Annotated in this window: 26 protein-coding genes; 6 read left to right on the forward strand and 20 right to left on the reverse strand. The window is 40.1% G+C overall.

Features of this window, described 5'->3' with window-relative positions:
* Positions 1-30: 30 nt before the first annotated feature.
* The 5 genes from EXE30_RS02730 to EXE30_RS02755 form a co-directional block, all read right to left on the reverse strand.
* On the reverse strand, positions 31-420 hold the full coding sequence (locus EXE30_RS02730) for a DUF3106 domain-containing protein (RefSeq protein ID WP_130161091.1): 390 nt from the start codon (positions 418-420) through the stop codon (positions 31-33).
* On the reverse strand, positions 410-736 hold the full coding sequence (locus tag EXE30_RS02735) for a hypothetical protein (RefSeq protein WP_130161092.1): 327 nt from the start codon (positions 734-736) through the stop codon (positions 410-412). Before EXE30_RS02735 ends, EXE30_RS02730 begins: the two co-directional genes overlap by 11 nt.
* Complete coding sequence (locus tag EXE30_RS02740; RefSeq protein WP_130161093.1) at positions 729-1,340, reverse strand: RNA polymerase sigma factor; 612 nt, start codon at positions 1,338-1,340, stop codon at positions 729-731. The genes EXE30_RS02735 and EXE30_RS02740 overlap by 8 nt, the downstream gene beginning before the upstream one ends.
* Positions 1,341-1,497: 157 nt before the next feature.
* Positions 1,498-2,274 (reverse strand): TrmH family RNA methyltransferase, encoded by a 777-nt coding sequence (locus EXE30_RS02750; RefSeq protein ID WP_130161094.1) that lies wholly within the window; start codon positions 2,272-2,274, stop codon positions 1,498-1,500.
* A 60-nt stretch (positions 2,275-2,334) separates the two neighbouring features.
* Positions 2,335-3,306: a class 1 fructose-bisphosphatase gene (locus EXE30_RS02755; protein ID WP_130161095.1), complete on the reverse strand. Its 972-nt coding sequence runs from the start codon at positions 3,304-3,306 to the stop codon at positions 2,335-2,337.
* A 175-nt stretch (positions 3,307-3,481) separates the two neighbouring features.
* Here EXE30_RS02755 and EXE30_RS02760 point away from each other — a divergent pair, with 175 nt between their 5' ends.
* On the forward strand, positions 3,482-3,673 hold the full coding sequence (locus tag EXE30_RS02760; protein ID WP_121928474.1) for an NF038105 family protein: 192 nt from the start codon (positions 3,482-3,484) through the stop codon (positions 3,671-3,673).
* 41 nt (positions 3,674-3,714) lie between these two features.
* On the opposite strand, the gene pal is transcribed toward EXE30_RS02760, so the two are convergent.
* From pal to EXE30_RS02815, 11 genes are all read right to left on the reverse strand, one after another.
* Positions 3,715-4,278, reverse strand: coding sequence for a peptidoglycan-associated lipoprotein Pal (gene pal / locus EXE30_RS02765; RefSeq protein WP_130161096.1), 564 nt, complete (start codon positions 4,276-4,278; stop codon positions 3,715-3,717).
* Between the two features lie 22 nt (positions 4,279-4,300).
* The gene (tolB, locus tag EXE30_RS02770) at positions 4,301-5,584 is read right to left on the reverse strand and encodes a Tol-Pal system beta propeller repeat protein TolB (protein ID WP_130161097.1); all 1,284 of its coding nucleotides are present in this window, start codon (positions 5,582-5,584) and stop codon (positions 4,301-4,303) included.
* 103 nt (positions 5,585-5,687) lie between these two features.
* Positions 5,688-6,857 carry a cell envelope integrity protein TolA gene (gene tolA / locus EXE30_RS02775; RefSeq protein WP_130161098.1) on the reverse strand — a complete coding sequence of 390 codons (1,170 nt, stop codon included), beginning with the start codon at positions 6,855-6,857 and terminating at the stop codon, positions 5,688-5,690.
* Between the two features lie 3 nt (positions 6,858-6,860).
* Positions 6,861-7,313: a protein TolR gene (tolR, locus tag EXE30_RS02780; protein WP_130161099.1), complete on the reverse strand. Its 453-nt coding sequence runs from the start codon at positions 7,311-7,313 to the stop codon at positions 6,861-6,863.
* Entirely contained in the window at positions 7,313-8,011 is a 699-nt protein-coding gene (gene tolQ / locus EXE30_RS02785) for a protein TolQ (protein ID WP_130161100.1), read from the reverse strand. Before tolQ ends, tolR begins: the two co-directional genes overlap by 1 nt.
* An 18-nt stretch (positions 8,012-8,029) precedes the next feature.
* Entirely contained in the window at positions 8,030-8,443 is a 414-nt protein-coding gene (gene ybgC / locus EXE30_RS02790) for a tol-pal system-associated acyl-CoA thioesterase (RefSeq protein WP_130161101.1), read from the reverse strand.
* Positions 8,444-8,578: 135 nt separating this feature from the next.
* Entirely contained in the window at positions 8,579-9,508 is a 930-nt protein-coding gene (locus EXE30_RS02795) for a hypothetical protein (protein ID WP_130161102.1), read from the reverse strand.
* Between the two features lie 168 nt (positions 9,509-9,676).
* The gene (gene ruvB, locus EXE30_RS02800) at positions 9,677-10,672 is read right to left on the reverse strand and encodes a Holliday junction branch migration DNA helicase RuvB (protein WP_004668912.1); all 996 of its coding nucleotides are present in this window, start codon (positions 10,670-10,672) and stop codon (positions 9,677-9,679) included.
* Positions 10,673-10,690: 18 nt separating this feature from the next.
* Positions 10,691-11,293, reverse strand: coding sequence for a Holliday junction branch migration protein RuvA (ruvA, locus tag EXE30_RS02805; RefSeq protein WP_004668911.1), 603 nt, complete (start codon positions 11,291-11,293; stop codon positions 10,691-10,693).
* Between the two features lie 107 nt (positions 11,294-11,400).
* On the reverse strand, positions 11,401-11,724 hold the full coding sequence (locus tag EXE30_RS02810; protein WP_130161103.1) for a hypothetical protein: 324 nt from the start codon (positions 11,722-11,724) through the stop codon (positions 11,401-11,403).
* 25 nt (positions 11,725-11,749) lie between these two features.
* Positions 11,750-13,090, reverse strand: coding sequence for a deoxyguanosinetriphosphate triphosphohydrolase (locus EXE30_RS02815; RefSeq protein WP_121928465.1), 1,341 nt, complete (start codon positions 13,088-13,090; stop codon positions 11,750-11,752).
* Between the two features lie 396 nt (positions 13,091-13,486).
* Here EXE30_RS02815 and purL point away from each other — a divergent pair, with 396 nt between their 5' ends.
* The 5 genes from purL to EXE30_RS02835 all read left to right on the forward strand — a co-directional run bounded on the left by purL (position 13,487) and on the right by EXE30_RS02835 (position 18,842).
* Entirely contained in the window at positions 13,487-17,317 is a 3,831-nt protein-coding gene (purL, locus tag EXE30_RS02820) for a phosphoribosylformylglycinamidine synthase (RefSeq protein WP_130161104.1), read from the forward strand.
* 67 nt (positions 17,318-17,384) lie between these two features.
* Positions 17,385-17,777: a hypothetical protein gene (locus tag EXE30_RS02825; RefSeq protein WP_130161105.1), complete on the forward strand. Its 393-nt coding sequence runs from the start codon at positions 17,385-17,387 to the stop codon at positions 17,775-17,777.
* Between the two features lie 42 nt (positions 17,778-17,819).
* Entirely contained in the window at positions 17,820-18,233 is a 414-nt protein-coding gene (locus EXE30_RS02830; RefSeq protein WP_130161106.1) for a hypothetical protein, read from the forward strand.
* Positions 18,234-18,334: 101 nt separating this feature from the next.
* A complete protein-coding gene (locus EXE30_RS16110; protein WP_004640092.1) occupies positions 18,335-18,460 on the forward strand; it encodes a KGW motif small protein in 126 nt (41 codons plus the stop codon).
* 67 nt (positions 18,461-18,527) lie between these two features.
* Complete coding sequence (locus EXE30_RS02835) at positions 18,528-18,842, forward strand: NGG1p interacting factor NIF3 (protein ID WP_130161107.1); 315 nt, start codon at positions 18,528-18,530, stop codon at positions 18,840-18,842.
* Positions 18,843-18,939: 97 nt separating this feature from the next.
* Here EXE30_RS02835 and EXE30_RS02840 read toward each other — a convergent pair whose 3' ends face one another.
* The 4 genes from EXE30_RS02840 to ptsP all read right to left on the reverse strand — a co-directional run bounded on the left by EXE30_RS02840 (position 18,940) and on the right by ptsP (position 25,400).
* Positions 18,940-19,704: a nitroreductase family protein gene (locus EXE30_RS02840; protein WP_121928462.1), complete on the reverse strand. Its 765-nt coding sequence runs from the start codon at positions 19,702-19,704 to the stop codon at positions 18,940-18,942.
* A gap of 192 nt (positions 19,705-19,896) precedes the next feature.
* Positions 19,897-21,618 (reverse strand): fructose-specific PTS transporter subunit EIIC, encoded by a 1,722-nt coding sequence (locus tag EXE30_RS02845; RefSeq protein WP_130161108.1) that lies wholly within the window; start codon positions 21,616-21,618, stop codon positions 19,897-19,899.
* The gene (gene pfkB, locus EXE30_RS02850; protein ID WP_130161109.1) at positions 21,605-22,555 is read right to left on the reverse strand and encodes a 1-phosphofructokinase; all 951 of its coding nucleotides are present in this window, start codon (positions 22,553-22,555) and stop codon (positions 21,605-21,607) included. The genes EXE30_RS02845 and pfkB overlap by 14 nt, the downstream gene beginning before the upstream one ends.
* Positions 22,548-25,400 carry a phosphoenolpyruvate--protein phosphotransferase gene (ptsP, locus tag EXE30_RS02855; protein WP_130161110.1) on the reverse strand — a complete coding sequence of 951 codons (2,853 nt, stop codon included), beginning with the start codon at positions 25,398-25,400 and terminating at the stop codon, positions 22,548-22,550. Before ptsP ends, pfkB begins: the two co-directional genes overlap by 8 nt.
* Positions 25,401-25,540: the final 140 nt, after the last annotated feature.

The following is a 25,540-nucleotide window of genomic DNA, read 5'->3' on the forward strand; positions in this document are numbered from 1 at the left end:
TTTGATATTTTGTTTATTGAGATTCTTTAATCAATATTCAGAGTATTTGGTTAAATATTCTTCTCTGATGTTTACGCGCTCTTCTAAGCTGGCATTTTGCATACGTTTACGTAATGTAGTACGTTCTTGTGTGCTCATCTTTTGCCATACATCACGCATTTTTTGCTTTTCATCATCAGGCAATTGGGTGAACCATTCCATCCGTTGTTGAAGTTGCGAACTTTGATCGGTTGGAATTTCTTTTAAAGTTTGGTAACGCTGAATAAGAACTCTTTGTTCTTCAGGGGATAAGTCATCCCACGCTTCTTCAGTCGTTGTTTTGACTGGCTTTGAAAATGGCCAAAAACGTTCTGAACCAGCAAAACTAGTTTGTAACAAGCTTAGTGTACACACAACAAGTGCTAATCTTTTAGCTGCCATGTCTGACCTTATCCTCACCCAAGACCATTAACATTTCCATATCTTCAACCATTTGTGGTGAAAGTTTTGGATTGATAACAACTTGATTTTGTGGTTTATCTGCCAATTGTAAAGAGTTCGGTAAAACCACAATTCCCGTAATTGCTGCAGCTAGTGCAAAGCCACCCATTTTCCAAATACTATAGTAGGATGTTGATTTCTTTTGAACACTATCCAAAACATGATTCATCACTAACATTTTGTTGTGATGTTGCGCTTTCTCAAGCTGATCAAGTTTGGACGTCATTTGTTTGGTGAACTCATCTTTATTATTCATCTGATGATCCTCCCGTATGCGGATTTAAATGCGCTAGAGTCACTTTGAGCCCTTGGATCGCACGGTGGTAATGTGTTTTAACACTGCCTTCGCTGCAATCCATAATCTGGGCTGTGGTCATCGTATCGAAACCCTCCCAGGCTCTTAGCATGAATGCTTGCTGTTGACGAACTGGTAGTTGGTGAATTGCGTTCTGAATCTCTTCCATCGTAACTGCTTGATTAAGAAATTCGAATGGATTTGGTGTAGATTCATCTACGATATCAATAACTTCTTCATCGTCATCTAAACTCATTCTTTTAAATAAAGAAAATGGATTTGCGCGACGTGCTTCTTTGCGTCTCCAATCTTGTAATTTGTTATTTAAAATCGTATAGAACAGTGGATACCATTCTTCGGTGCTTTTTTCAGCATAGGATTTATGTAAAGAGATAAAAGCTTCTTGCACTAAATCCATCGCAATGCCTTGTTGGCCCTGCGTTGCACTTTCCATCATGACCAGCGCACGTCCTGTCACGTCTTGCATAAAAAAACGAAGACGTTGTTCAACTGTACTTGTATCAGTACTGTTGTCAGTTCGAGCCTGTTTCGGTGCTAAATCCATAGAGATGGAAAATCCTGTCATGGATACCCACCATTATTCTCAATTCATTAGTCATATAACGTTGAAAATGGCAGGAGCGTTGACAACTGGAGTAATTATTTTTGTAGTGTAATTGATTTCATCATCAAAAAAATCGGCTTTAATGTAATTTAAAGTGTTATTGGCGCTGGCGAACCATTTCAAAAAAGCAAATTGAACCTGCGATAGCAACATTCAAAGATTCTTGTCCACCGGGTTGGGGAATCGTTACGGCTTGGGCATGATTTAAAGCATATTCACTTGCACCTTGACCTTCATTACCTAAAATCCACACACAAGCTTGGGTTAAATCTGTTGAATACAAGCTTGTAGAGCGATGTGAGCTGGTCACAAAAACTGGGATTTCAAATTTTGAAAGAATGTCATTCAGTTGAATATTTTCAAAACAGCTTAAACTAAAGTGTGCACCCATGCCTGCACGTAAGACACGTGGTGACCAGAGTGATGCTGAGCCTTGAGTACATATAATTTGTTTGATATTGGCTGCTGCGGCTGAACGTAAAAGTGTTCCAACATTACCTGGATCTTGAACATTTTCAAGAATGAGTGTGTCTTTACTAAAGTCAATATCTTGTGAATTTTGGGGTAAATCAATAATTGCTAGACAAGGCAACGTTGTGTCTAAAATACTCAAATCTTTGTATAAAGACTCACTAATGACAAAGACATGACCAGGATATTGGTCAATGATTTTCTCTAAATCGGGGTGTTCTAATGCTTTTTCAGTGGTAAATAAAGACGCGATTTTGTTTTGTTGTTGCAACCATGCAAGACAAAGATGGATGCCTTCTAGAACGGTTTGCTGATTTTTTTTTCGAGCACTATTGAGTTCGATCAGCCCACGCAAATGTTTGATTTTTGCATTGTCTTTTGATTCTAGAAAAATAAGTGACATAAAATAAACATCCAAAAGGGCAGTATAAATTGATTATAATGCCCTGATAATTAAAAGTAATTAATGATAACTTGTGACGCGTTCAACTTCATTTTTTGAACCAATAATCACAGGTACCCGCTGGTGTAATTCCGTTGGCTGGATTTCCATAATACGAACACGCCCTGTTGTTGATGCACCACCTGCTTGTTCAATCAACATACTCATTGGGTTTGCTTCATACATTAAACGTAAACGGCCGGCTTTCTTCGGGTCTTTTAAATCGTAAGGGTAGAGGAAGATACCACCACGACATAAAATACGATGGATATCGCCAACCATACATGCAACCCAACGCATATTGAAGTCTTTTTCACGTACTGAGGTTTTCCCAGCGAGAAGTTCATCAATATAACGTTTTACGGGATTTTCCCAATGGCGCTGGTTGGATGAGTTAATCGCAAATTCTTGAGTATCTGCTGAAACTTGAACTTGTTCAGTCGTCAACAAGAATGTTTGAGATGTTGGATCAAATGTAAAGAATGCGACTCCAGCACCCACAGTAAGTGCTAACATAGTCGATGGGCCATAGAGTACGTAGCCTGCAGCAACTTGTTCTGTACCTGCTTGCATAAAGTCAGTAGATTGAGTCACTGCATTTTTAGCAGGTAAGATAGAGAAAATTGTACCGACACACATATTAATGTCGATGTTGCTTGAACCATCTAAAGGATCAAACAAAACAAGATATTTTCCATTTTCTTGGGCAGGGGTGAAATCATCTAATTCTTCAGATGCTAGGCCGCCAACCTGAGGGTGAACTTTTAAAGCATCAATTAAATAATCATTAGAGATTACGTCTAGTTTTTTTTGTGTTTCACCTTGAACATTTTCGTTGCCAGCACTACCTAGAATTCCTGCTAAAGCACCTTTTTGAAGTGCTAGATCAATGGTTTGACATGTCGCTGCAATTGTTTCGATGACTTGTGCCAACTCTGGAGTCAAATTCCCGTTTTGTTGTTCTAGGTATTGGGTCAAGCTGAGGTTTGACATAATTAAATAGCTCCGATTTAGCAGCGTCAAATTGATGAAAAAGAATGTGGCTATTCTAGATGAGAACGCTCAAAAATAAAAATTATCTTACTTTATTTATGTTGCTTTTATGATTACATGTATGCGATTACATGCTATGTTGGACGGATAATAGACAGGATGTTTGGAGGTTAAAATGTCAACCAAAAATTTTGAAGCGACACCTACTGAAAGTGAAGCAATCAGCTTAGAGAAAATTTCTAAAGAAAGTGTCAAAGATGCTTGGAAGGATTACGAAGCTAAACCTGAATATAAGGAATTTAATAAGCATGATCTGATTGAGTCAATGCAACCCGCAGAATCAGACGATCCCCAATCACAAACATAAAAAATGCTCACTTCATGTGAGCATTTTTTATTTAACTTAACTTATTTTAATAAAGGTGGAACTGCTTCATAGTTAATTTCTACGCGGCGATTTTCTTTCCATGCAGCTTCATTATGGCCTGTATTTACAGGTGCTTCTTTCCCATAGCTTACTGCTTCAAGTTGCTGTGGGCTTACACCATTTGTAACTAAAAAGCTTTCTACTGCTTTGGCACGACGTTCACCCAGTGCCATGTTGTATTCACGTGTTCCACGTTCATCAGTATGACCTGTAAGGGCTACACGAGAGTTTGCATTGGCGATTAGAAATTGAGCGTGTGCTTGTAGTGTTTGATAATCGTCATTTGATAAATCACTACTGTCATAATCAAAATGTACTACACGCTTAGCAAGAAATGCTTTATTTGCAGCAGTGACACCTTTTGATGATGCACCTGCTAAGTTTTGAGCGTTTAAGGCAGCATCTTCACTTAAACCTTCAGTACTTACAGTCGTACCAGTAGGTGTGTTGCCAGCAGTAATGTCGGTCGCTGGTTTACGACTTGCACAGCCAGTAAATACAAGCGTTGCTGCAATGAAGGGAAGGGTTAAGTATTTCATGTTCATGTGATTCTCCAATAGGTTAAATTTATTTTGGTGCCCAAGCAGGTTCGCGAACTTCACCTTGTTCGCTTGGTAAATTCATACGGAAACGACCATCAGTAGACATGATCGACAATAAACCTCGATTACCTTCACGCGTCGCATAAACTACCATTTGTCCATTAGGTGAGAAGCTTGGTGATTCATCTAAACTGGTTGGGGTTAAAATATTGGTGATGCCTGTATTAATATCTTGAAGGGCAACTTTATAACTGCTTCCACTTGGGCGATGTACTAGAGCAAGTCTTTTACCATCGGCACTAAGTGTACCGCGTGCATTGAAAGCACCTCTAAACGTCAAACGTTTAACGGATTTATCATCAAAAGTATAGCGATAAATTTGTGGAGAACCACCACGATCAGAAGTGAAAATGAATGATTTTCCATCTGGTGCATAGCGTGCTTCCGTGTCAATCGCAGTGTCGTTGGTCATGCGTTGTACTTGACGTGTATTCAGATTCATTTGATAGATTTCTGGATTGCCATGCATAGAAGCAGTGAAGAGCATGGATCGACCATCTGGAGAGAAGCTAGGTGCTCCATTTAGCCCTCTAAAGCTTGCTAAAACTTCACGTTGGCCTGTCGCTAAATCTTGAAGGTAAATCGCAGGACGTTTGGTTTCAAAGGAAACATAGGCAATTTTTTTAGCGTCAGGTGACCACGTTGGTGAAAGAATTGGATCACGTGATGCTAATACTGTTTTAGGTTGCTCACCATCGGTATCTGCAACTTGCAAGGTATAGCGTTGAGCAGGAGTTGCTTGGTTACGTAACACATAGGCAATGCGCCCACTAAAATCTCCAGCAATACCTGTCAATGCTTGATAGATAGCATCACTGATCATGTGTCCTGCTTGGCGAACACGACCTGCTGGTACAGTTAAAACCTCATTGAGTAAGTATTGTTGTTTCTGTACATCATAGAGTTGATAGTGAATTTCAAAGGTATTGGCATTAATGGCTTTGCTTTGACCAACAACGACGTATGGAACGCCAGCATTTTGCCAATCACCAGCCTGAATCTGATTCATACTTGCTGTTGCTGGCAGATTTTTTGAGGCGCTGGTAAAGCGACCAGAACGGTTTAAATCATTTTCAACAATAGGGTAGATCGCAGAATCATTTGTAAATGGCACGATTGCGATTTTAGGTGCTTTTTCGGGCGCTTTTGCAATTTCAAAATAAAGCTGGGCAAAAGTAGTTGTAGGTATAACTACACTTATAGCAGTAAAAACGGCTAACGAGATTAAATGTTTGCGAGTCTTTTCCATAGTTAAATTTACTTGCGTTTGCATTCCTGAGTTTGTAGATTTTTTATCATAGTTACATGCTTTACGCTATTAAAAGCATGTAACTAATCGCTTATCATTTCTATTATTTAGCAATAAATGTAGGGTTTGCTATTCTTGCTTGACGACGAGCGTCAGGATCTTCAGGCATAGGGTATGGAGCAGCAGCATCAATTGCCGCTAAAATACTAGCATCCAACGCTTCATCACCACTCGATCTTGTAATTACTTTTGATAAGACCGCACCAGAATCTGAAAGAGTAAATCTCACAGTTACTCGTTTTCCCGAAGTACCTTGAGGGACTCTCCAAGCCCTTTCTATTTTATTTGAAAAATCTCTGATAGCTGTTGAAGCAATGCGTCTAGATTCAGCTTTTTTCTGTGCGGCTTCTTGTTCAGCTTGTTTTGCAGCAGCGGCTTTCGCATCTGCATCGGCTTTTGCCTTGGCATCTGCATCGGCTTTCGCCTTGGCATCTGCATCAGCTTTACGTTTCGCGTCTGCATCAGCTTTGCGTTTCGCGTCTGCATCAGCTTTTGCCTTAGCGTCTGCGTCAGCTTTTGCCTTCGCGTCTGCGTCAGCTTTACGTTTCGCGTCTGCATCAGCTTTTGCCTTAGCGTCTGCGTCAGCTTTGCGTTTCGCGTCTGCATCAGCTTTTGCCTTAGCGTCTGCGTCAGCTTTACGTTTAGCATCCGCATCAGCTTTACGTTTCGCGTCTGCATCAGCTTTTGCCTTAGCATCTGCATCAGCTTTGCGTTTCGCGTCTGCATCAGCTTTTGCCTTAGCGTCTGCGTCAGCTTTACGTTTAGCATCTGCATCAGCTTTTGCCTTCGCGTCTGTGTCAGCTTTACGTTTGGCTTCCGCATCGGCTTGTTTAGCTTTGATTGCCTCATCAGCCTGACGTTTTTGTTCTGCCAATTTAGCTTGTTGCGCTTGTTCAGCTTTTTGCTTTTCAGCAGCAAGCTGTTGTTCATTCGGTTGAGAAGGTGTTGCAGGTAAATTTTGTGGCAATGTATCGTCGACGATAGGACCTTGAATTTCTGTAGCTTGGTTCTCAGCTGTAGTTTCAGAGTCTATTTGTTTTGGTAGGTCTTCGGGTTTCACCAAAGTTGTAGTCAACTTTTTAGGTTGCTCAAGTGGTTTGCTCATACCCAAATACAATAAGCCAACAATAGCCACGACATGAACACCAAGTGTAAAACCCAGTGCAATCGCATTTTGTTTTTGTTGATAAGGTGGCTTTTGAAATTTTTTCATAGCTTATTTTAACGGCTCTGTCAGTAAGCCCACTTGGGTTAAACCTGCATCTTGTAAACTTGCCATGAGTTCAATGACATCCCCATAAGGACGTGTTTTATGACCACTGACTAAGACGGTAAGCATTTTATTTTCTTGCTCAGCTTTTGTTTGAGCAGCACTCAAAACTTGCTCTAGCTCTGCTAAAGTTACTGGTTGATCATCTTTATGATCTTGAAATTGCAAATATATATTGCCATTTTCTCCCAGTGTGACCATTGCAGGCATATCTTTGGATTCGATAGGAGGGGTGTTTGCTTGAGGCAAGTCAACTTTAATGCCACTAGTGATCATGGGTGCTGTGACCATAAAAATAACCAACAGCACTAACATGACATCAATATATGGAACGACATTCATATCACTTTTCAGTGGTTTTTTGATGCGCTCAAAACGTCCAGATCGTTGAATCGCCATTATGCATCTTCCTGAGTCGTTCCAATAGATTGGCGTTGTAACAGGGCAACCATTTCTTCTGCAAATAAAGCACGATCTGTATAAATTGCTTCGCCTTTAGCAGTAAAGTGGTTAAATGCAAGTACAGCAGGGATCGCAGCAAATAAACCAATTGCTGTTGCAATGAGTGCTTCTGCAATACCTGGTGCAACGGTTGCTAAAGTCACTTGATCGACTGCGGCTAGACCAATAAAAGCATTCATGATCCCCCATACAGTACCAAATAAACCTATATATGGCGCAACAGAACCGATACTTGCCAGCACGCCTAAACTTTGCTCTAAGTGACCTTGTTCACGACTTAAACCGACACGAAGGATTCGCTCGGTTCCATCAATGGTTTGTGTGGTATCTGCTTTACGTTTTTTTAGTTTAAAAAACTCAGCTAAACCTTGATAAAAAATATCTTCCAAACCATGACGTTTAGAGTTGAGTTGGGCATTGTTATAAAGCGTATTTAACTCGGCACCTGACCAAAACATTTTTTGAAAATGTTCATCAGCTTGTCCTGTTTTTTTATAACTCATATGTAATTTAGCAATTACATACCAGCTATAAATAGAAGCAAATAACAAGATCAGCATGACCAGTTGTACAACAGGGCTTGCTTGTAAAATAAGGTCGGAAATATGCATTGAAGAGTCTAAATTAGTTGCCATAAGTTCAGTGCCAAAAGTTTATTTTTCGTCCTGTGCTAATTCTTTTTGAATCAGATCACGAATTTCTACGGGCAGTCTACGCGGCATTAACTCTTTGTTGAGACATGCCAACACAACCTCACCCGAAGCCAGCAAGATTTCACCACGATAAATATTTTGTTGCAACACAAAAGATGCTGCTTTACACGAAATAACACGTGCTGTAACGGTAATCAAATCATCCATTAATATAGGGCGTACATATTTGACCTGAATTTGATGTACTACGAAGTTGTAATCTTGTTGATGCCAGTAATGATCTACGCCTGCTGCGCGTAACCATTCAGTACGGGCCCGCTCCATAAAACGGATATGATTGGCATGGTAAACAATACCGCCTGCGTCAGTGTCTTCGATATATACACGGATATTGAATTCGAAATGATTTGCCATGTCCTTTAACCTATTTCAGTATGTTTCGGGCGATGGTGGAATGATAGGGTTTCGAGATAGCGATGGAAATAGTAATAAATAACATATTGGTGACAGAGGGGAAAAATAAAGCCCTGTGAAAGGGCTTTGATTGACTTAGTTTAATTCATTCCAGTCTAGTGTCTTAGGAAAGCTTTGAACTGAACTTCCATTAGTATATGCACGAATGAGAGCTTTACCATCACTTGTATTGTTAATACCAATGTAGTTTCTAAGATTTGAGCTATCCTCTATGAAAATCTCAGCAAAGTATGGATAACCATCAGTCTCATTTTCAGTATTTCCAAATCTAAGTTTACTTTCAAAATTCACAGAGAACCATTTACCGCCAATACTGGCCACTAAGTTCCCTTCTGCCGACGTTATCATTGGTACAGAGTCAGATCCTGATTGATAAAAACGGTAATTATTTAGGACATATTGTGCTTTGAAATCTCTATTTGACCATTGAAACTCCATCTTAGGAATATCATATTGCGTTGGAATCTCATTCCAAACTAATGGGATAATGGCTTTCCCATTGTAATTAAATATTTGATTACTGATTTCTAATTTTAAATTATTTAAATTCAGTTCTCTTTTTATGACCCCAAACTCTGTATGATCTTGTTTGTGTTGAGCAGAAATTACACCAGTAAATACGATAGAGGATCTAAAGGCTGGATGTGTTACACCGTTTGCTGTGTATTGAAGCCCCTGACATTTATTCAAAGTAACACTGTCACTTTTTCTTGTCACTGTTCCTTGTCGATTCATGCAGGTTACTCGATAACCATCATTTGTCGTCTGTTGCACAAAAGTATAGATATCATTAGCAATAGCTATAGGGTTGATGAGTTGGTTATTGGTTTTCTTTGATAAATTAAAAACAGTCTCATAAATTAATTCGACCTCTTCTGGCTTGGTATAATTTACCTTTTCTTTGCTTTGAAATGAGTCGCTGTTATTTGAGCCATCACTTCCACCCCCGCATGCTGTAAGTAATAATGTACTACCACAGAAGATCGTTAAAAGTTTATTTTTCATTTTTACCCTAAACAAATTAATAAAGTGATCAAAAGACTTCTTTCATTATTATTTATACCTTTTTATATTTCTCCCATCGAGAGAAAAAGGATTTATGAAAGAAGTCTAAAATAGTCTATATATTATATTAATCACTTTATTATAAGAAGAATTTTATTGATTTTTATCTTATTCAGGCGGTGTCAAACCAAACTGTAAATATGCCATATTGGTTGCAATACGACCACGTGCGGTTCGCATCACATAACCTTGTTGGATTAAATAAGGCTCAATTACATCTTCCAATGTTCCACTATCTTCTGCCATTGCTGCGGCTAAGGCCTCAACACCAGTCGGTCGTCCTTCAAAACGTTCTAAAAGCATAGATAAATAACGGCGATCTAAAGTATCTAAACCATCTTTATCGACATTGAGCATATCCAAAGCGCGTTGAGCCATGTCTTGCGTTACTTCACCATTGCCTTTGACTTGGGCATAGTCACGGACACGACGTAATAAGCGATTGGCAATACGTGGTGTGCCACGCGCACGACGAGCAATTTCCGTTGAACCTTCTTTAGTTATCGGCACATCCATCAGGTTGGCAGAGCGTGTGACAATATGAGTGAGATCCGCGACCGAATAAAATTCTAAACGTTGCACAATACCGAAGCGGTCACGTAAAGGCGAGGTGAGTAGACCTGCACGTGTTGTTGCAGCGACCAAAGTGAATGGGGGGAGGTCTAATTTAATTGAGCGAGCAGCAGGACCTTCACCAATCATAATATCCAGTTGGTAGTCTTCCATCGCTGGATAAAGAATTTCTTCAATCACTGGAGATAGACGATGAATTTCGTCAATAAATAAAACGTCACCTTCTTCAAGATTGGTCAGCATCGCGGCCAAATCTCCTGCACGTTCCAATACAGGCCCAGAGGTTGACTTTAAATTACCACCCATTTCACGTGCGATAATATTTGCGAGTGTAGTTTTCCCCAATCCTGGTGGACCGAAAATCAAGGTGTGGTCTAAGGCTTCACCCCGTCCACGAGCAGCCCCAATAAAGATTTCCATTTGCTCGCGTACCACAGGCTGACCAATATAGTCTGCGAGTGAAGTTGGACGGATGGCACGATCAAAGTGATCTTCAGGTTTTTCAGAACCACTGATTAAACGGTCTTGCATAATTGATTCGGTCTATCTTTATTTATTTAATGATTTAAGTGCAGCACGGATGATATCACTCGCTTCGGTAAATTCGGCTTTAACGGATTGAATCAGTTTTTGAGCTTCAAGTGGTTTATAGCCTAATGATTGTAAAGCAGCTTCAGCTTCAGCAACAGCAGAGTTTCCAGTGAATTGTATTTGAGTTGATGCTGAGTTATTCGAAGTCGTATGAGTTGAAAATGCTTTGAAACGATCACGTAGTTCAATCATCAAGCGTTCAGCGGTCTTCGCGCCGACACCAGGGACTTTCACCAATGTTTTGACATCACCATTTTCAACGGTATGTATCAGCATATCCACGCTCAATGTTGAAAGAATACCGAGCGCCATTTTAGGGCCAACGCCATTGACTTTAAGTAAGGTGCGAAAAATGGTTTTTTCATTGGTATCAATAAAACCATAGAGTTGTTGTGCATCTTCACGGACAACCAAATGCGTCCATAAAGTCACTTTCTGTCCTTTTTGTAATTGGCAAAATGTTGAAAGAGGGGTATCTATTTCATAGCCGACACCATTTACATTCAGTAATACAGTTGGGGCTTCTAAGGCAAACACTTCGCCAATTAAACATCCGATCATGAGGTATATTTCACTACTTTATAAATGATTGCAGTTGTAGGGTAAAAGCAAAAAAGGTTTCTTACTTAATCTAGATAATGCGGTATTGTGTGCTTGAACAGCATTCTTTACTCATCAATGACATCAAGAACTTTTGGGTTATGGCTATATATTTGAATTAAAGCACGAACAAGCTTGTTGTAATCTTTAAATCTAATATCAAAATAAAAGTGCTCTAGCGTATAATCCGATTTTACTAAATGGATACCATCACGCATAAGTGCAATTTCAGCTATGTGATTGTAGCCACCATTACTTTGGTTATTAAACTCGAAATACACTTTACTACATTCATTACCATCAAGTTCTTTCTGCCATAGTAAATATTCTGAATCAGATAGAAACATACTTACAGTCAAAACTCTATTTTCTACTGATTCGCTATATTTCATAATCTAAAAGCTCGATCTTACATCACTAAAAGAAACCTATTTTATTGCCTTTCAGCTCCTGTGCCAAACTATAGGCTTGGTGGTCAGAGAACTTACTAATAATATCTAAGACTTGCATAATATTTTGATAATGATTGCTTTGGAAGTTTGCCCCAGAGTGCTGCAAAATCGAAAGCAAACGCTGTTCTTTAAAACTTAAGCTCTTATGTGGCATGGTCAATGGAACAAAAGCATCTAAAATTGTTTGTAAGCTTTGATGCGCAATAATTTCCAAACCTGATTTTTGTGGATGTTCAAAGATTCGATCTCGGGCAAGATTTTTTGCAGTTTGAATGCCTGCTTCAATATCAGGTGAGCAGTATTGTAAAAGACTACCTTTGAGCTGACCTGTCAAGATTTCATAATGATGCTTGGCAAATGCTGAACTGACTTCTTCGACGAGACGCTTCATGACACGTCCACGCAAAGCTGCGATTTTTTGTTGCCATGTGGTGTGGGGTAAAAACAGCTCTTCGGGACGACCAAAGTCGGCGATTAAATTCAGAAATATGGGTTCGACTTCATCATAGTCCAACATATTTAAAATAATGCCATCCTCTAAATCAATCAGCGCATAGCAGATGTCATCTGCTGCCTCTAATAAATAAGTCAATGGATGACGACAATAATGATATTCACCGAGTTGGATTAATCCTAGTTGTTCAGCAAGCTGTTTTAAAATTTCTTTTTCAGATTGATAACAACCAAACTTTGCTCTTTGGTGAGATGGAATATCGCCTTGTGCTTCAATAGTTTTGGATAACCACGGATATTTGAGATAAGCGCCTAAAGTGGCACAAGTGAGGCGCATGCCACCATCGTCAGGATGATAATCAATACGACTCAATAAGCGAAGACCTTGAGCATTACCTTCGAATTGACGTACATCGGCGGCTTCTTCTGGAGTCAATTTTGTAAGAAAGTCTCGATGTGATGCATCATCAAACCATTCTCGAATAGCATATTCGCCCGCATGCCCAAAAGGTGGGTTGCCAATATCATGGGCGAGACAGGCTGCTTGAATAATTGCACCCACATCTGCAGGTGAAATCCAAACGGGTAATTCATCTTTAATCTTTTCCGCAGCGAGCATGCCTAAAGAGCGTCCGATACAAGACACTTCCAGCGAATGGGTTAAACGAGTATGGATACCATCATGTTGGGTAAGCGGATGAACCTGTGTTTTTCTATTCAGTTGACGAAAGCTTTGGGAAAATATAATTCTGTCATAATCTTTATGAAATGGACTTCGGGCCAATTCTGAACTGCTTTTTTTACTACCTAAACGAATTGCAGAAAGCAATTCCAACCAACGCATTTGTTCCATGTATCATGATTCACTATCAATTCACGATCATCATGCCAAAAAAAATATCAAAGCACTAGGGTGGAGCGACATAAGTTGTCTTAGATTAGTCTGCGTCAAAAATGTCGAGATGAATAGAAATATAATTTATTGTGATAAACGCTTATCTAAACTAGAAATTATTAAAAAAGATGCAGTAAAAATAAGTGATATTGATTGTTTTACAAACTAAAAGAATTGTTACGAATACAGTCACAGTCATAAGGCTAAAAGGAATTCGCTAATTTACAGCAGAAAACTCTAGTTTTTAAGATGGATATGGCTAGCTGAAAAGAGCCTTTCACAGTAGAATATGCGCTCTTTCATAAGTCACATTGCGGTAGGTCTGTTCGATCTGCCCGTGGAGCCAAAGTCAACATGTTTATCGTGGCCGGTGCATCAGCACATTCTTCTTTTAAGAAAGCTCAACTCTTAAACCGTTTAACGTCAATGAGTTCTGTTCAATCTTTTGACAGCCAGTGGGTTTATTTGTTTGATCAAGCGCTCAACGAGCAGCAGTATCAATCGGCATTACAACTATTAAACGATGGTCAATCTTTTGAACTTCGCCAAGCTGCAAGTGATGAAATCCAGATTTTAGTAACACCACGGGTCGGCACAATCTCGCCGTGGTCATCTAAAGCAACCGATATTTTCCAAAACTGTAATACGCCGATTCATCGTTTAGAGCGTGGTCTTTTATTTACCTTAAAAGGGGTAAAAGAGATTTCGAACGAAGTGAAATTGGCATTACATGACCGCATGACAGAAAATGTTTTTGCTCAAATTGAAGATGCGACTGCACTGTTTTCTGAAACTGCACCAAAACCGTTGAACTCGATTGATATTTTGGGTCAAGGCAAAGATGCACTAGTTAAAGCCAATAATGAATTTGGTTTTGCGCTCTCTGATGAAGAAATTGATTACTTAGTGGCAGCATTTTCTAAGTTGGGCCGTAATCCAAATGACATCGAATTGATGATGTTTGCACAGGCAAACTCTGAACATTGTCGTCATAAAATCTTTGGTTCTGAATGGACAATTGATGGTGAGAAACAACCATTATCATTGTTCCAAATGATTAAGAACACCTATAAAGAATCTCCAAACGATGTGTTATCAGCTTATAAAGATAATGCTTCTGTGATCGTCGGTTATGACACCATGCGTTTTTACCCAAAAGCGGATGAAAATGGTCACTTCGTATATAAATATAAGAGCCAAGCAGCTCACATCTTAATGAAGGTTGAAACCCACAACCATCCGACCGCAATTTCTCCATTCGCTGGCGCTGCAACAGGTTCGGGCGGTGAAATTCGTGACGAAGGTGCGACAGGTCGTGGTGGTAAACCTAAAGCAGGTTTAACAGGCTTTACGGTTTCTAACTTAAATATTCCGGGCTTTGAACAGCCTTGGGAAGAGAACTACGGCAAACCTTCACGTATGGCATCGCCATTACAAATTATGATTGAAGGTCCATTGGGCGGCGCGGCATTTAACAATGAATTCGGTCGTCCTGCGCTGAATGGTTATTTCCGTACTTTCGAACAGAATGTGAATGGTGAAGTCAAAGGCTTCCACAAACCAATCATGATCGCAGGTGGTTACGGTAATATCCGTCCAGACCATGTGGAAAAAGATGCGATCCAGCCGGGTGATTTACTCATTGTATTGGGTGGTCCTGCAATGTTAATCGGTCTAGGTGGTGGTGCTGCATCTTCTGTAGACAGCGGTACCATGGGTGAGAGCCTTGATTTCGCTTCAGTACAACGTGAAAACCCAGAAATGGAACGTCGTTGCCAAGAAGTGATTGACACTTGCTGGCGCTTAGAAGACTTCAACCCAATCGTTTCTGTACATGACGTTGGGGCAGGTGGTTTATCAAATGCGATGCCTGAACTTGTGAACGATCACGAGTTAGGTGCGGTGCTCAATCTTCGTAAGACTCCATCATTAGAGCCGGGCATGAGCCCAATGGAAATCTGGTCAAATGAAGCGCAAGAACGTTATGTACTTGCCATTCGCCCAGAGTCTTTAGCACAATTTGAATCAATCTGTGCACGTGAACGTTGTCCGTTTGCTGTATTGGGTGAAGCGACAGAAGCACGTCATTTAACAGTTGAAGATCCATTGTTTGAAAACAATGCAGTCGATATCCCGATGCAAGTGATGTTGGGTGGTACGCCACGTATGCAACGTGCGTATGAAACCATTGAACGTACAGGCACTGACTTTGATGCATCAAAAGTTGATTTGAAGGATGCGATCTTCCGCGTATTGAAAAATCCAACGGTTGCTTCTAAATCATTCTTGATCACCATTGGCGATCGTTCGATTACAGGTATGGTTGCACGTGACCAAATGGTGGGTCGTTGGCAAGTTCCTGTTGCAGATGCAGCAGTAACCACAACGAGCTTACAAGGCTTCACGGGTGAAGCAATGGCAATGGGTGAGCGTCCACCAGTTGCATTGTTAAATCCTGCTGCATCTGCTCGTTTAGCTGTTGCGGAAGCGATTACCAATATTGCATGTGCCAACATCGAACAAATCAGTGATATCAAACTTTCTGCAAACTGGATGGCTGCGGCTGGTCAAAAAGGTGAAGACCAAGCGTTGTTTGAAGGTGTGAAAGCGATTGGTATGGAAATGTGTCCTGCATTGGGCATCGCCATTCCAGTTGGTAAAGACTCACTTTCAATGCGTACTACTTGGAATGATGGTGAAGACAAAGCCGTAACTTCTCCAATGACAGGCGTGATCACTGCATTTGCACCAGTTTTAGATGTACGTAAAACATTAACACCTGAACTTAAGAACTTAGAAGACTCAGTACTTGTACGTATTGATCTATCTAAAGGTCAGTTCCGTTTAGGTGGTTCGATCCTTGCTCAGGTTTACAAAGCAATCGGTTCTGTTACCCCAGATGTCGATAGTTTTGATGACTTCAAAGCATTCTTTGCATTGATTCAAGATTGGAACAATCGTGGTTTGATCAAGGCTTACCATGACATCGGTGATGGTGGTTTATTAGCGACTGTTGCTGAAATGATGTTTGCTTCACGCTTAGGTGTTGCTCTAGAAAATCAATCAACTGAAAGCTTATTTGCTGAAGAAATTGGTGCAGTACTTCAAATTACTGCTGCTGATTGGGCGCAATTAGAATCAGAAGTTGCAGCGTCAAGTTTGAAAGATGCCATCGCTGTAGTTGGTCGCGTGAACACAACTGATCAATTGGTTGTAAATGGTTTAACTTTAGAACGTGCTGAATTACAACAAGCATGGGCTGAAGTATCACATCAGATCCAGCGTTTACGTGATAACGTTGAAACTGCTGATCAAGAGTTTGCCTTAATTGCAGATCCAAACCACAAAGGTTTAATTGCACAAGCAACCTATGACTTAAACGAGCCTGTAGAAGCGCCGTTTATCAATACACGTCGTCCAAGTATGGCAATCTTGCGTGAGCAAGGTGTCAACGGTCATGTTGAAATGGCGGCTGCTTTTGATAAAGTCGGTTTCAATACCATCGACGTGCATATGAGTGACTTACTTGCTGGTCGTGTGAGCTTAAGTGATTTTGAAGGCTTAGTGGCATGTGGCGGTTTCTCATACGGTGACGTGATGGGTGCTGGTGGTGGTTGGGCTAAATCAGTATTGTTCAACGCGAAACTACGTGATCAGTTTGAACAATTCTTCCATCGTGAAGATACCTTCAGCTTAGGTGTGTGTAACGGCTGTCAAATGATCTCTCAACTTGCGCCATTGATTCCGGGTGCAGAGCATTGGGGACGTTTCCATCGCAACATGTCAGAGGTATTTGAAGCGCGTGCAGTCAATGTTCGTGTAGAGAAATCGGTATCTATCTTGCTTGAAGATATGCAAGGTTCAATTTTACCGATTGCGGTTGCGCATGGTGAAGGTCGTTTAGTTGCAACTGAACAACAACTTGCAGCTTTAAATGCTGAGAACCAAGTGGTGTTACGTTATGTGGATAGCTTGGGTAATCCAACTCAGCACTATCCATTGAACCCGAATGGTTCACCTGAAGCGATTACAGGCTTAACCTCTAAAGATGGTCGTGCAACAGTGATGATGCCGCACCCTGAGCGTAACTTCCGTGCTTTACAGCATTCTTGGAAGCCTGAAGATTGGGCTGAAGATGGTGCTTGGTTGCGTATGTTCCGCAATGCACGTAAATTTATTGGTTAATGTGACTTAACCATATGAGCCACCGAAAGGTGGCTTTTTTATTTTTAATACTGATGTGGTACTTAAAATGAATACTTCGCACAGTGTAGTTATAAAAAATGATGTTGATCAAGAGGATATGAAGCTTTTAACGTCCTTTATATTCGATACTCCTGAAAGTGATATTCTGATTTTTAATATTTACGATGATGTAAATTTAGATGAGAACTTGTTATTTTGCATGGTTTCTTTATTGAAAGGCGATGTATTTTGTGAATTGTTTTTTACAAATACACCAAATACAAGTCCTGATATTTTTTTGAGTAAATTAAAGAAATGGACACTTGATAATGAAATCATATTTTATGTGAGTGATTTTAATTCTGAGTGCGATGATGGTTGTTTTCATAGGATAGAAAATGGAAATGTGACTAGAGAGTATCTCAGTATGGATGGTGATGATAATTATTTTTTTAATTAATTAACTGAACGTGTGTAAATATTATTTTCGAGTAAGTATTAGATGATAGTAGATATTTTATGTATAAAAAAATTATTGATGACTAACAATTTTAGTGAAATATTTTTGGATCAGACTAAAGAAAATATCTTAAAAATATTTGGTAATCCTATAGATTCATCACCACAAAGAAAGAATAACAAAGAAATATTGTCTTATGGCGTGTTACAGATTTATCTGTTCAATAGTTTAGTAAAAGGTTTCACATTTGATTATCAAAAGGAAAAATATTTCGATGTTGATTTTACTTTATTAAAAATTCATCAAGATGAAATTGTTAAATTTTTAATGACTACTGGTATTGAATATGTAGAAGATATACAACTTTCTTTTCAAGTTGGTAGTATATTAAAAGTGAATAAAGTTTACCTAGGTTTTTCTGATGGGTTTTTAACCATATTTGGTATGTGTGAATAGTCTTTTTGGATAAACTTGGAACGTAACAATCTTGTATTTATTTAAAAAAACTGGTTCAATTTTTGCTTTCTCAATAATGATCATAAAAATCGGAGAACAACATGATGAAAAACGAAAATTACATGAGGACGATCCATAGCAAAGGAAAAGGCTGGTTTTGGTTTGGTTTAACAGTGGTTCTCCAAATCTTATTCATAAGTTTGAGTTATGTCCTAATCAAGATTTAACTTTGATTCTTAACCTTTTTTAAAGCTATGATTTGAGTACAGCTTAACTTACTCAGCCATTCAACTTATGCTAAAACTTATTTATTACGTACCTGAATCACATCTTGAATCAACTAAACTTGCTGTTTTTGAAGCGGGTGCAGGTGGGATAGGGAATTATGAACACTGCGCGTGGCAAGTGAAAGGCATCGGGCAGTTTAAGCCCGTTAAAGGTGCAAATCCATTTTTAGGGCAGTTAGATGAATTAGAACAACTCGAAGAATGGCGTGTTGAAACGATTGTCCCAGAAGAAAAAGCCAGTGCTGTCGCCAAAGCATTAAAGGCAAGCCATCCTTATGAAGAGCCTGCCTTTGAGTTTATCCAAATATTAGATATTGAATAATTAGGGTCTGCTGACATTTCAGCCATGCATTGCGTTATCGGCTAAAACGACATAAACAAGGCATGAAACGCAGGCAATGGTGGCCCTCTTGTCAAATTTATACTTTTTGAATAAATAGGTCACGATCGAAACGATATTGCGGGAAGAACACACCATCTTCTGCTCGTTCACCTGCGCTAATCACCATCACCGGATATTGTTGATCATTAAGCTTTAAGATTTTACGAACCAAAGGTTCATCGAATCCTTCCATCATACAACTATCAAAACCGTAGGCACGTAATGCCAATACAAAATTTTCACATGCTAAAGCGGTCGTTTTAGTCGCCCATAGTTTTGCATCGGCAGGGTTAAATGCAGTCACAGGCAGTTGTTTATCTAGTGTGCGGGCAACCTTAAATGCAACTTTCTTAAAATTACCCAATGCATTGAAGTAACCTGTTTTATAGTTATATGGAATAAAACGATAATACTTTTGTACAGCAGGTGGTGCTTCAGGGAAAGGGAACTCAGTGATATTCAGTTTTGCCATTTCATCAACGCGATCTGTACGAGCAACACATACGATCAATTCAGGTGCTGTTTTGGCCGCAAGTTGGTTTAAACATGCTTTGACCAGTTGTTTTTTCTTGGCTGGATTTTGCACAACGTAAAACGTCCAAGGTTGTAAATTCGATGAGTTGGGTGCAAGCAATGCCAAATCCAAACATTCATCTAAAATTTCGCTTGGAATCGGTTTATCAGTAAATTTACGTACTGAACGGCGGCTTTCAACGACTTTGCGGAAGTTGGCAACATCAATGTCTTGTGGCGCAGGTTCGTAATAGCGTTTTTTTTCGGAAGATGTTTTTTGGGTTGTCATGAGTTCGATATTTTCCTAAATATTTATTCTTCTATTGGGACATTCCGACAAAAACCAACTGATGAAGTGAACAAGTTACTTTTTTATAAAAATATAGAATCAGTAAATTTTTAGAATCAAAGCATATCTAAATAAAAAAGCAAGTTACTCAAGGGGAATAACTTGCTTTTAAAATCAAAAATGATGTGAAGATTAAGCCGTTACAGTTTCTAGTTTTGGTTCTGGACGTTTGAGTAATGCATAACTGATTCCTGTAATACAGCTACCCGCTGTAATTGCAGCGAGGTACAGCCACGCATGATTAATCGCATTTGGAATCAGTAAAACAAATACGCCGCCATGTGGTGTAACCAGTTCACAGTGGAATAAGGCGACCAATGCACCCGTAACAGCACCACCTAAAATACAAGCTGGAATCACACGCATTGGATCTTTAGCTGCAAAGGGAATTGCACCTTCCGAAATAAAACATAGACCTAGTACAAAGGCAGCTTTGCCAGCATCACGTTCACTTTGATTGAATTTATTTTTTGCTAACAAAGTTGCAATCGCCATACCAATGGCGGGAACCATACCGCCAGCCATGGTCGCCGCCATTGGCATATAGGTATTTGTCGTGAGTAACCCTACTGTGAAGGCATAAGCCGCTTTATTAATTGGACCGCCCAAATCAATACACATCATTGATGCGAGGACGATGCCCATCAAAACAGCATTGGTTGTGCCCATATTGTTGAGGAAATCTTTCATCATTTCAAAGATATGTGCGACTGGCTGTCCAACCACATAGTACATAATCAGACCTACTGATAGTGTGCCTAAAAGTGGAATGATCAGAATAGGTTTCAATGACTCTAAACTGGTTGGCAATTTGATTTTCTTGGCGAGAAAAAGGGCAATGTAACCTGCTAGGAACCCTGAAACGATACCACCAAGAAAACCAGCGTCAAGTTGTGTGGCAATTAATCCACCAATCAAGCCTGGCGCCAAACCAGGACGGTCAGCAATTGAATAGGCAATATAACCCGACAGCATTGGCACCATTAAGGTGAATGCTGCTGCACCGATTTGCTTTAATATATAAGCTAAGCTTCCTGTTTCTTCCGCTGCATTAAGACCAAAACAAAGTGATAGCGCAATTAAAAGACCACCTGCCACGACCATAGGCAGCATGAAAGACACACCAGTCAGTAGGTGCTTATAAACGCCAGTTTTTTCTTGGCTTTTATTTTCTGCTGCTTGTTTACTTTGTTTTGATGATTCGAGAACGGCCGCTTCACTGATTGCTTCGGCGAACGCTTTATCTGTTTGTTTAAGTGCAAAACCTGTACTGCAACGATAAACACGTTTACCCACAAAACGATCGATATTTACTTCAATATCAGTGGCTAGAATAACAATGTCAGCTGCGGCAATCGCTTCATCAGTGAGGATGTTTTTTGCACCTACAGAGCCTTGTGTCTCAACATCAATCTGATAGCCAAGTTTGTTTGCGCCTTGTTGTAATGCTTCGGCAGCCATAAACGTATGAGCAACACCTGTTGGGCAAGCTGTAATCGCAACAAAACGTTGAGCTAGTTGTGTGCTGTTCAGTTGAGTTTCAGCTTTTAGTTGATCAATTGGCTGTGTATGCGCTAAAGCGTATTGAAAGGCCTGCTGGATATCTTGGTTCGCTTGTTCCAGTGAAATAGTGACGACTGGATAGGCTTTAAATGGGTCAAGTTGAGTCGGTGTCTGACCAATAAAAATAACTTTACTAAATGCAATGTCAGGAATTTGATCTTTTACTGAAATGGTATGACTTTCAAAACCTTGTTGTTTCGCAAGTTGCGCCAATTTTTTTGTCAGAATCAATGCATCAACAGGATTTTGAGGATGATTGATGACCAATAAGAGAGAGTTAAGGGTTTGCATCAGATTCACTCAAGGTTTTGATCGTTGTGTGTTGTTTTAAATCAGCTAAAAGTTCAGGGGGTGGAACACGAAAGCCCACCTGAGTTACGGCATGACTGGCAATTGCCGTTGCTGTTGCTAGGATATCGTCTGTCGATAACTGGCATGCTAGCCCATGAATCATGCCCGCCAAAAGAGAATCTCCAGCACCTACAGTACTTTTCACATGTACTTGAGGTGGTTGTGCAGCATAAGCTTTGTTTTGATGAAGCCAATGTACGCCATGTTCACCCATTGAAATGACGATATGTTCAATTTGAGAATTGAGTGATTTGAATAATTGTCGTTGATCTTCAAGACTTTCAACAGACACCCCAAAACTTTCTTGTAATTCATCGGTGTTGGGTTTGATCATCCACGGATTCATGGCGATCGCAGCCGTTAAAGCCTTGCCACTCGTGTCTACAGCGACAGGTTTGTTTTGTATGTGTAGGATTTGCATGAGCTGTTTTAAATCATCCACGCCAAAGCCCAACGGTAGGCTACCCGCAATCACCACATAATCTACTGAGTCGCTACATTGTTGAATACGTTTGAACAATGCTTGTTTATCTGCGGTAGACACTTGAAAGCCTTGACCATTAATATCAGTCATTCGTCCAGACTGTTCAGCAATTTTGATATTTTGGCGGGTTTCACCTTCAATATAAATAAATTGGTCGTCAAACTGCATCGCTTGAAAATGCTGCTTAAACAGCATTTGATTTTTAGTGCCTAAAAAACCAGACACAATCAATTCATGTCCTAAATCATGTAGCACTTGGGCAACATTAAGTCCTTTACCTGCGGCATGATATTGAATGTTCTGTTGACGATTGACTTCGCCGATACGTAATTGGTCAAGCTCGATGGTGGCATCAATGGCAGGGTTGAGGGTAATGGTTAAAATTTTAGCCATGTGTTTGCTCCACGAATGATCGAACGGCAGGCGCACTTTCACATTTGAGTGCGTGTTGGGCAAGCTGTTGGCAATCAGCAAAATTAAGCTGTCGAATTTGTGCTTTCACTAGCGGAATACTGGACGCTGACATACTGAGCTCATCCACACCTAAACCCAGTAAAACGGGCACAGCTTTGGGATCTGCTGCAAGTTCGCCACAGACACCGACCCATTTTTGCTGTGCGTGAGCTGCACGTACAGTTTGGTCAATTAACATTAAAATACTTGGATGCAGGCCATCAGCTTCAGCAGATAAAATAGGATGTCCGCGATCGATCGCTAAGGTGTATTGGGTTAAGTCATTTGTGCCGATACTGAAAAAATCGACTTCTTTTGCAAGCAAGGGTGCGATTAAGGCTGCTGATGGAACTTCAATCATGATGCCGACTTCGAGGTTCGGGCAAGGATGCTTGAGCAAAACCTCATCCAAAATTGCTTTAGCAGCGCGCCATTCTTCAATACGTCCGACCATTGGAAACATGATTCTTAAAGGGCGATTATCCGCAGCACGAACCAATGCCATTAATTGTTGACGTAATAATTGTGGTTTACGTAAGGTTAAACGGATACCTCGCACACCCAAGAAGGGGTTTTCCTCAGCATCAATCGGTAAGTAAGGTAACGGTTTATCACCACCGACATCTAAAGTACGGACTACCAAAGGTCGACCGGCCAAGGTATCTAATACATGACGGTATTCTTTTTCTTGTACGTCTTCATCAGGTGCTTGACGATGCGCCATAAAGACTAATTCTGTGCGTAATAAACCAATTGCTTCTGCACCGTAGTTTACCGCTTTTTCAGTATCTAAAATTTTGCCTAGATTGGCAGCGACTTCGACTTGGTGCTGATCTAAGGTAATTGCTGGCTCGTGACAATGTTGCTCTGCTTCATGGCGACGTTGATGTTGCAATTCACGTTCATGAATGGCGTGGTCAATTTGTGCTTGAGATGGATTGATTTCAAATGCACCTGTATCTCCATTAATCAACACCGTTGTATGTGGAGCAATATCTAATACCGCTTTACTTGCACCTACAACAGCAGGAATACCTAAAGCACGAGCAACAATCGCACTATGTGCACTTGCACCACCCACAGCAGTCAGAATGCCTGCAACACGGTCTTTATTCAGACGAGCGACATCACTTGGCCCAACATCATGCATGATTAAAATATAAGATTGTTCAGGTTCTTGAACCGCCACTTCATCACATAAAACTGCTAAGACTTTGTCTCCAATATCACGCAAATCTGCAGCACGTTCAGCGAGTAATCGATCAGGTAAAGCAGCTTGGGCTTGAGCTGCTTTTTCAATATATTCGTACCATGCAGTTGGGGCACTTAGGTTCTGATTAAGTGCTTGGTGAACTTGCTGGATCAGGTCAGGATCATCCAATATTTCCAGATGTGCCATGAAGATCTGTTTAATCTCATTGGCTTCAGTCTTTGCAATCAGTTGATGAAGGGTGTTTTTAACACTATGCAGCGCAATTTCTAGTTTTTCTTTTTCTGCCTTAACATTGTTTCCAAAACGTTCATATTGAAAAAGTTTAGGCTTGATCACATGCGCTGGACCAAAAGCGAGACCTGTCGATGCTGCTATTCCTGTTGTTGGTGTTGCGATACTTTCTTCAAAATCAATGCTTGAGATTTGTTGAGTCGCTACTTTTTCTTCAATGGCTTCGACTTCTTCACCTAAACCTTGTTGAACAGCTTGAAGAATGATCGTGAGTCCCTCAACAGCATCAGTATTTGGTTCAGCAATGAAAGTAAGTGTTTGACCATATTTACAACCAAGCGCGAGCAACTTAGTTAAGCTTTTGGCTGAAATAAATTGCCCACCATCAACAGCAACTCGAATATCACCTTGATAGGTTTTGGTAAGATTGACAAGTTGAGTCGCAGGGCGGGCATGCAGTCCGTGAGCATTTGCCAGAATAATACTGTGTGATGGCCAATCTGGGATCGTTTCCGCGCCAACCAGTTTGGCTATATCTTGGCGGTGATGTTGATCACTGAGTTGTTGTTGGATTTGTGGTTGGAATAATAAATCGAGTAAACGTTGTAATTGTGGGTAATTTAATTGTTCATGTTGTGCAATACAAATCAAGGTTTGAATTTGTTCGTTTTTAAAATCAATAGCTTGATCTGCTTTGACAATACTGACTGCAGATTGTGAAACATAATTTTTCGCTGAAATAGACCAAAGCGTATCTTGAATTTGGATGAGATTTTTAGGATCAAGTTGGCTAATGAAACCAGCCTCAACTAATTTTTGTTGTTTAAGTAATTTATTTGCTGACCATAAGAAATCGTCAATATCGGTGGCTTGAACTTGAGTTTCGATCAAATTTTCATGCAAAACGAGTGTTTCAGGTTGAGCCTGTAAAATCTCAATAATTTGTGCTGCACTTTTAGTATGTTGGACTTGATCTGAAACATCCTGAGAGAGTGCACGAGTCAGAATTTGTAAAACTTGTAAATGCTCATCAGACTTTGCGGCAATGACAACTGCCAAATAGACTTTGTTTTCACCATCCCAAACCACACCTTCAGGAAAATGTGCCAAGCGAATCCCTGTTTCTAAAATAAATTCACGGGATTGGGGGGTGCCATGAGGGATCGCGATCCCTTGACCCAAATAGGTTGCACTTTGGGCTTCACGTGCATGTAATCCAGATAAATAGTCTGGTGTTACGAGTTGATCTTGAACCAATATATTGACTAAACATTCGAGTGCTTCCGCTTTATCCTTAGCAGATTGATTCATATGTACATGTTGTGGTTCAAGTACAAACATAAAACATCCTTTGATGATGAAAATAATAGTCTCTGTTAAGTCCACGCTTAGACCTGTCAACAAAGATATTTTTAGAGTAACCGTTTATGTCACATGCCGCTGTAGCAGCGGTCAACAGCGCACGCCAAAGATAAAAAAAA

The sequence above is a fragment of the Acinetobacter halotolerans genome, assembly GCF_004208515.1.
GTDB classification, from domain to species: Bacteria; Pseudomonadota; Gammaproteobacteria; order Pseudomonadales; family Moraxellaceae; genus Acinetobacter; species Acinetobacter halotolerans.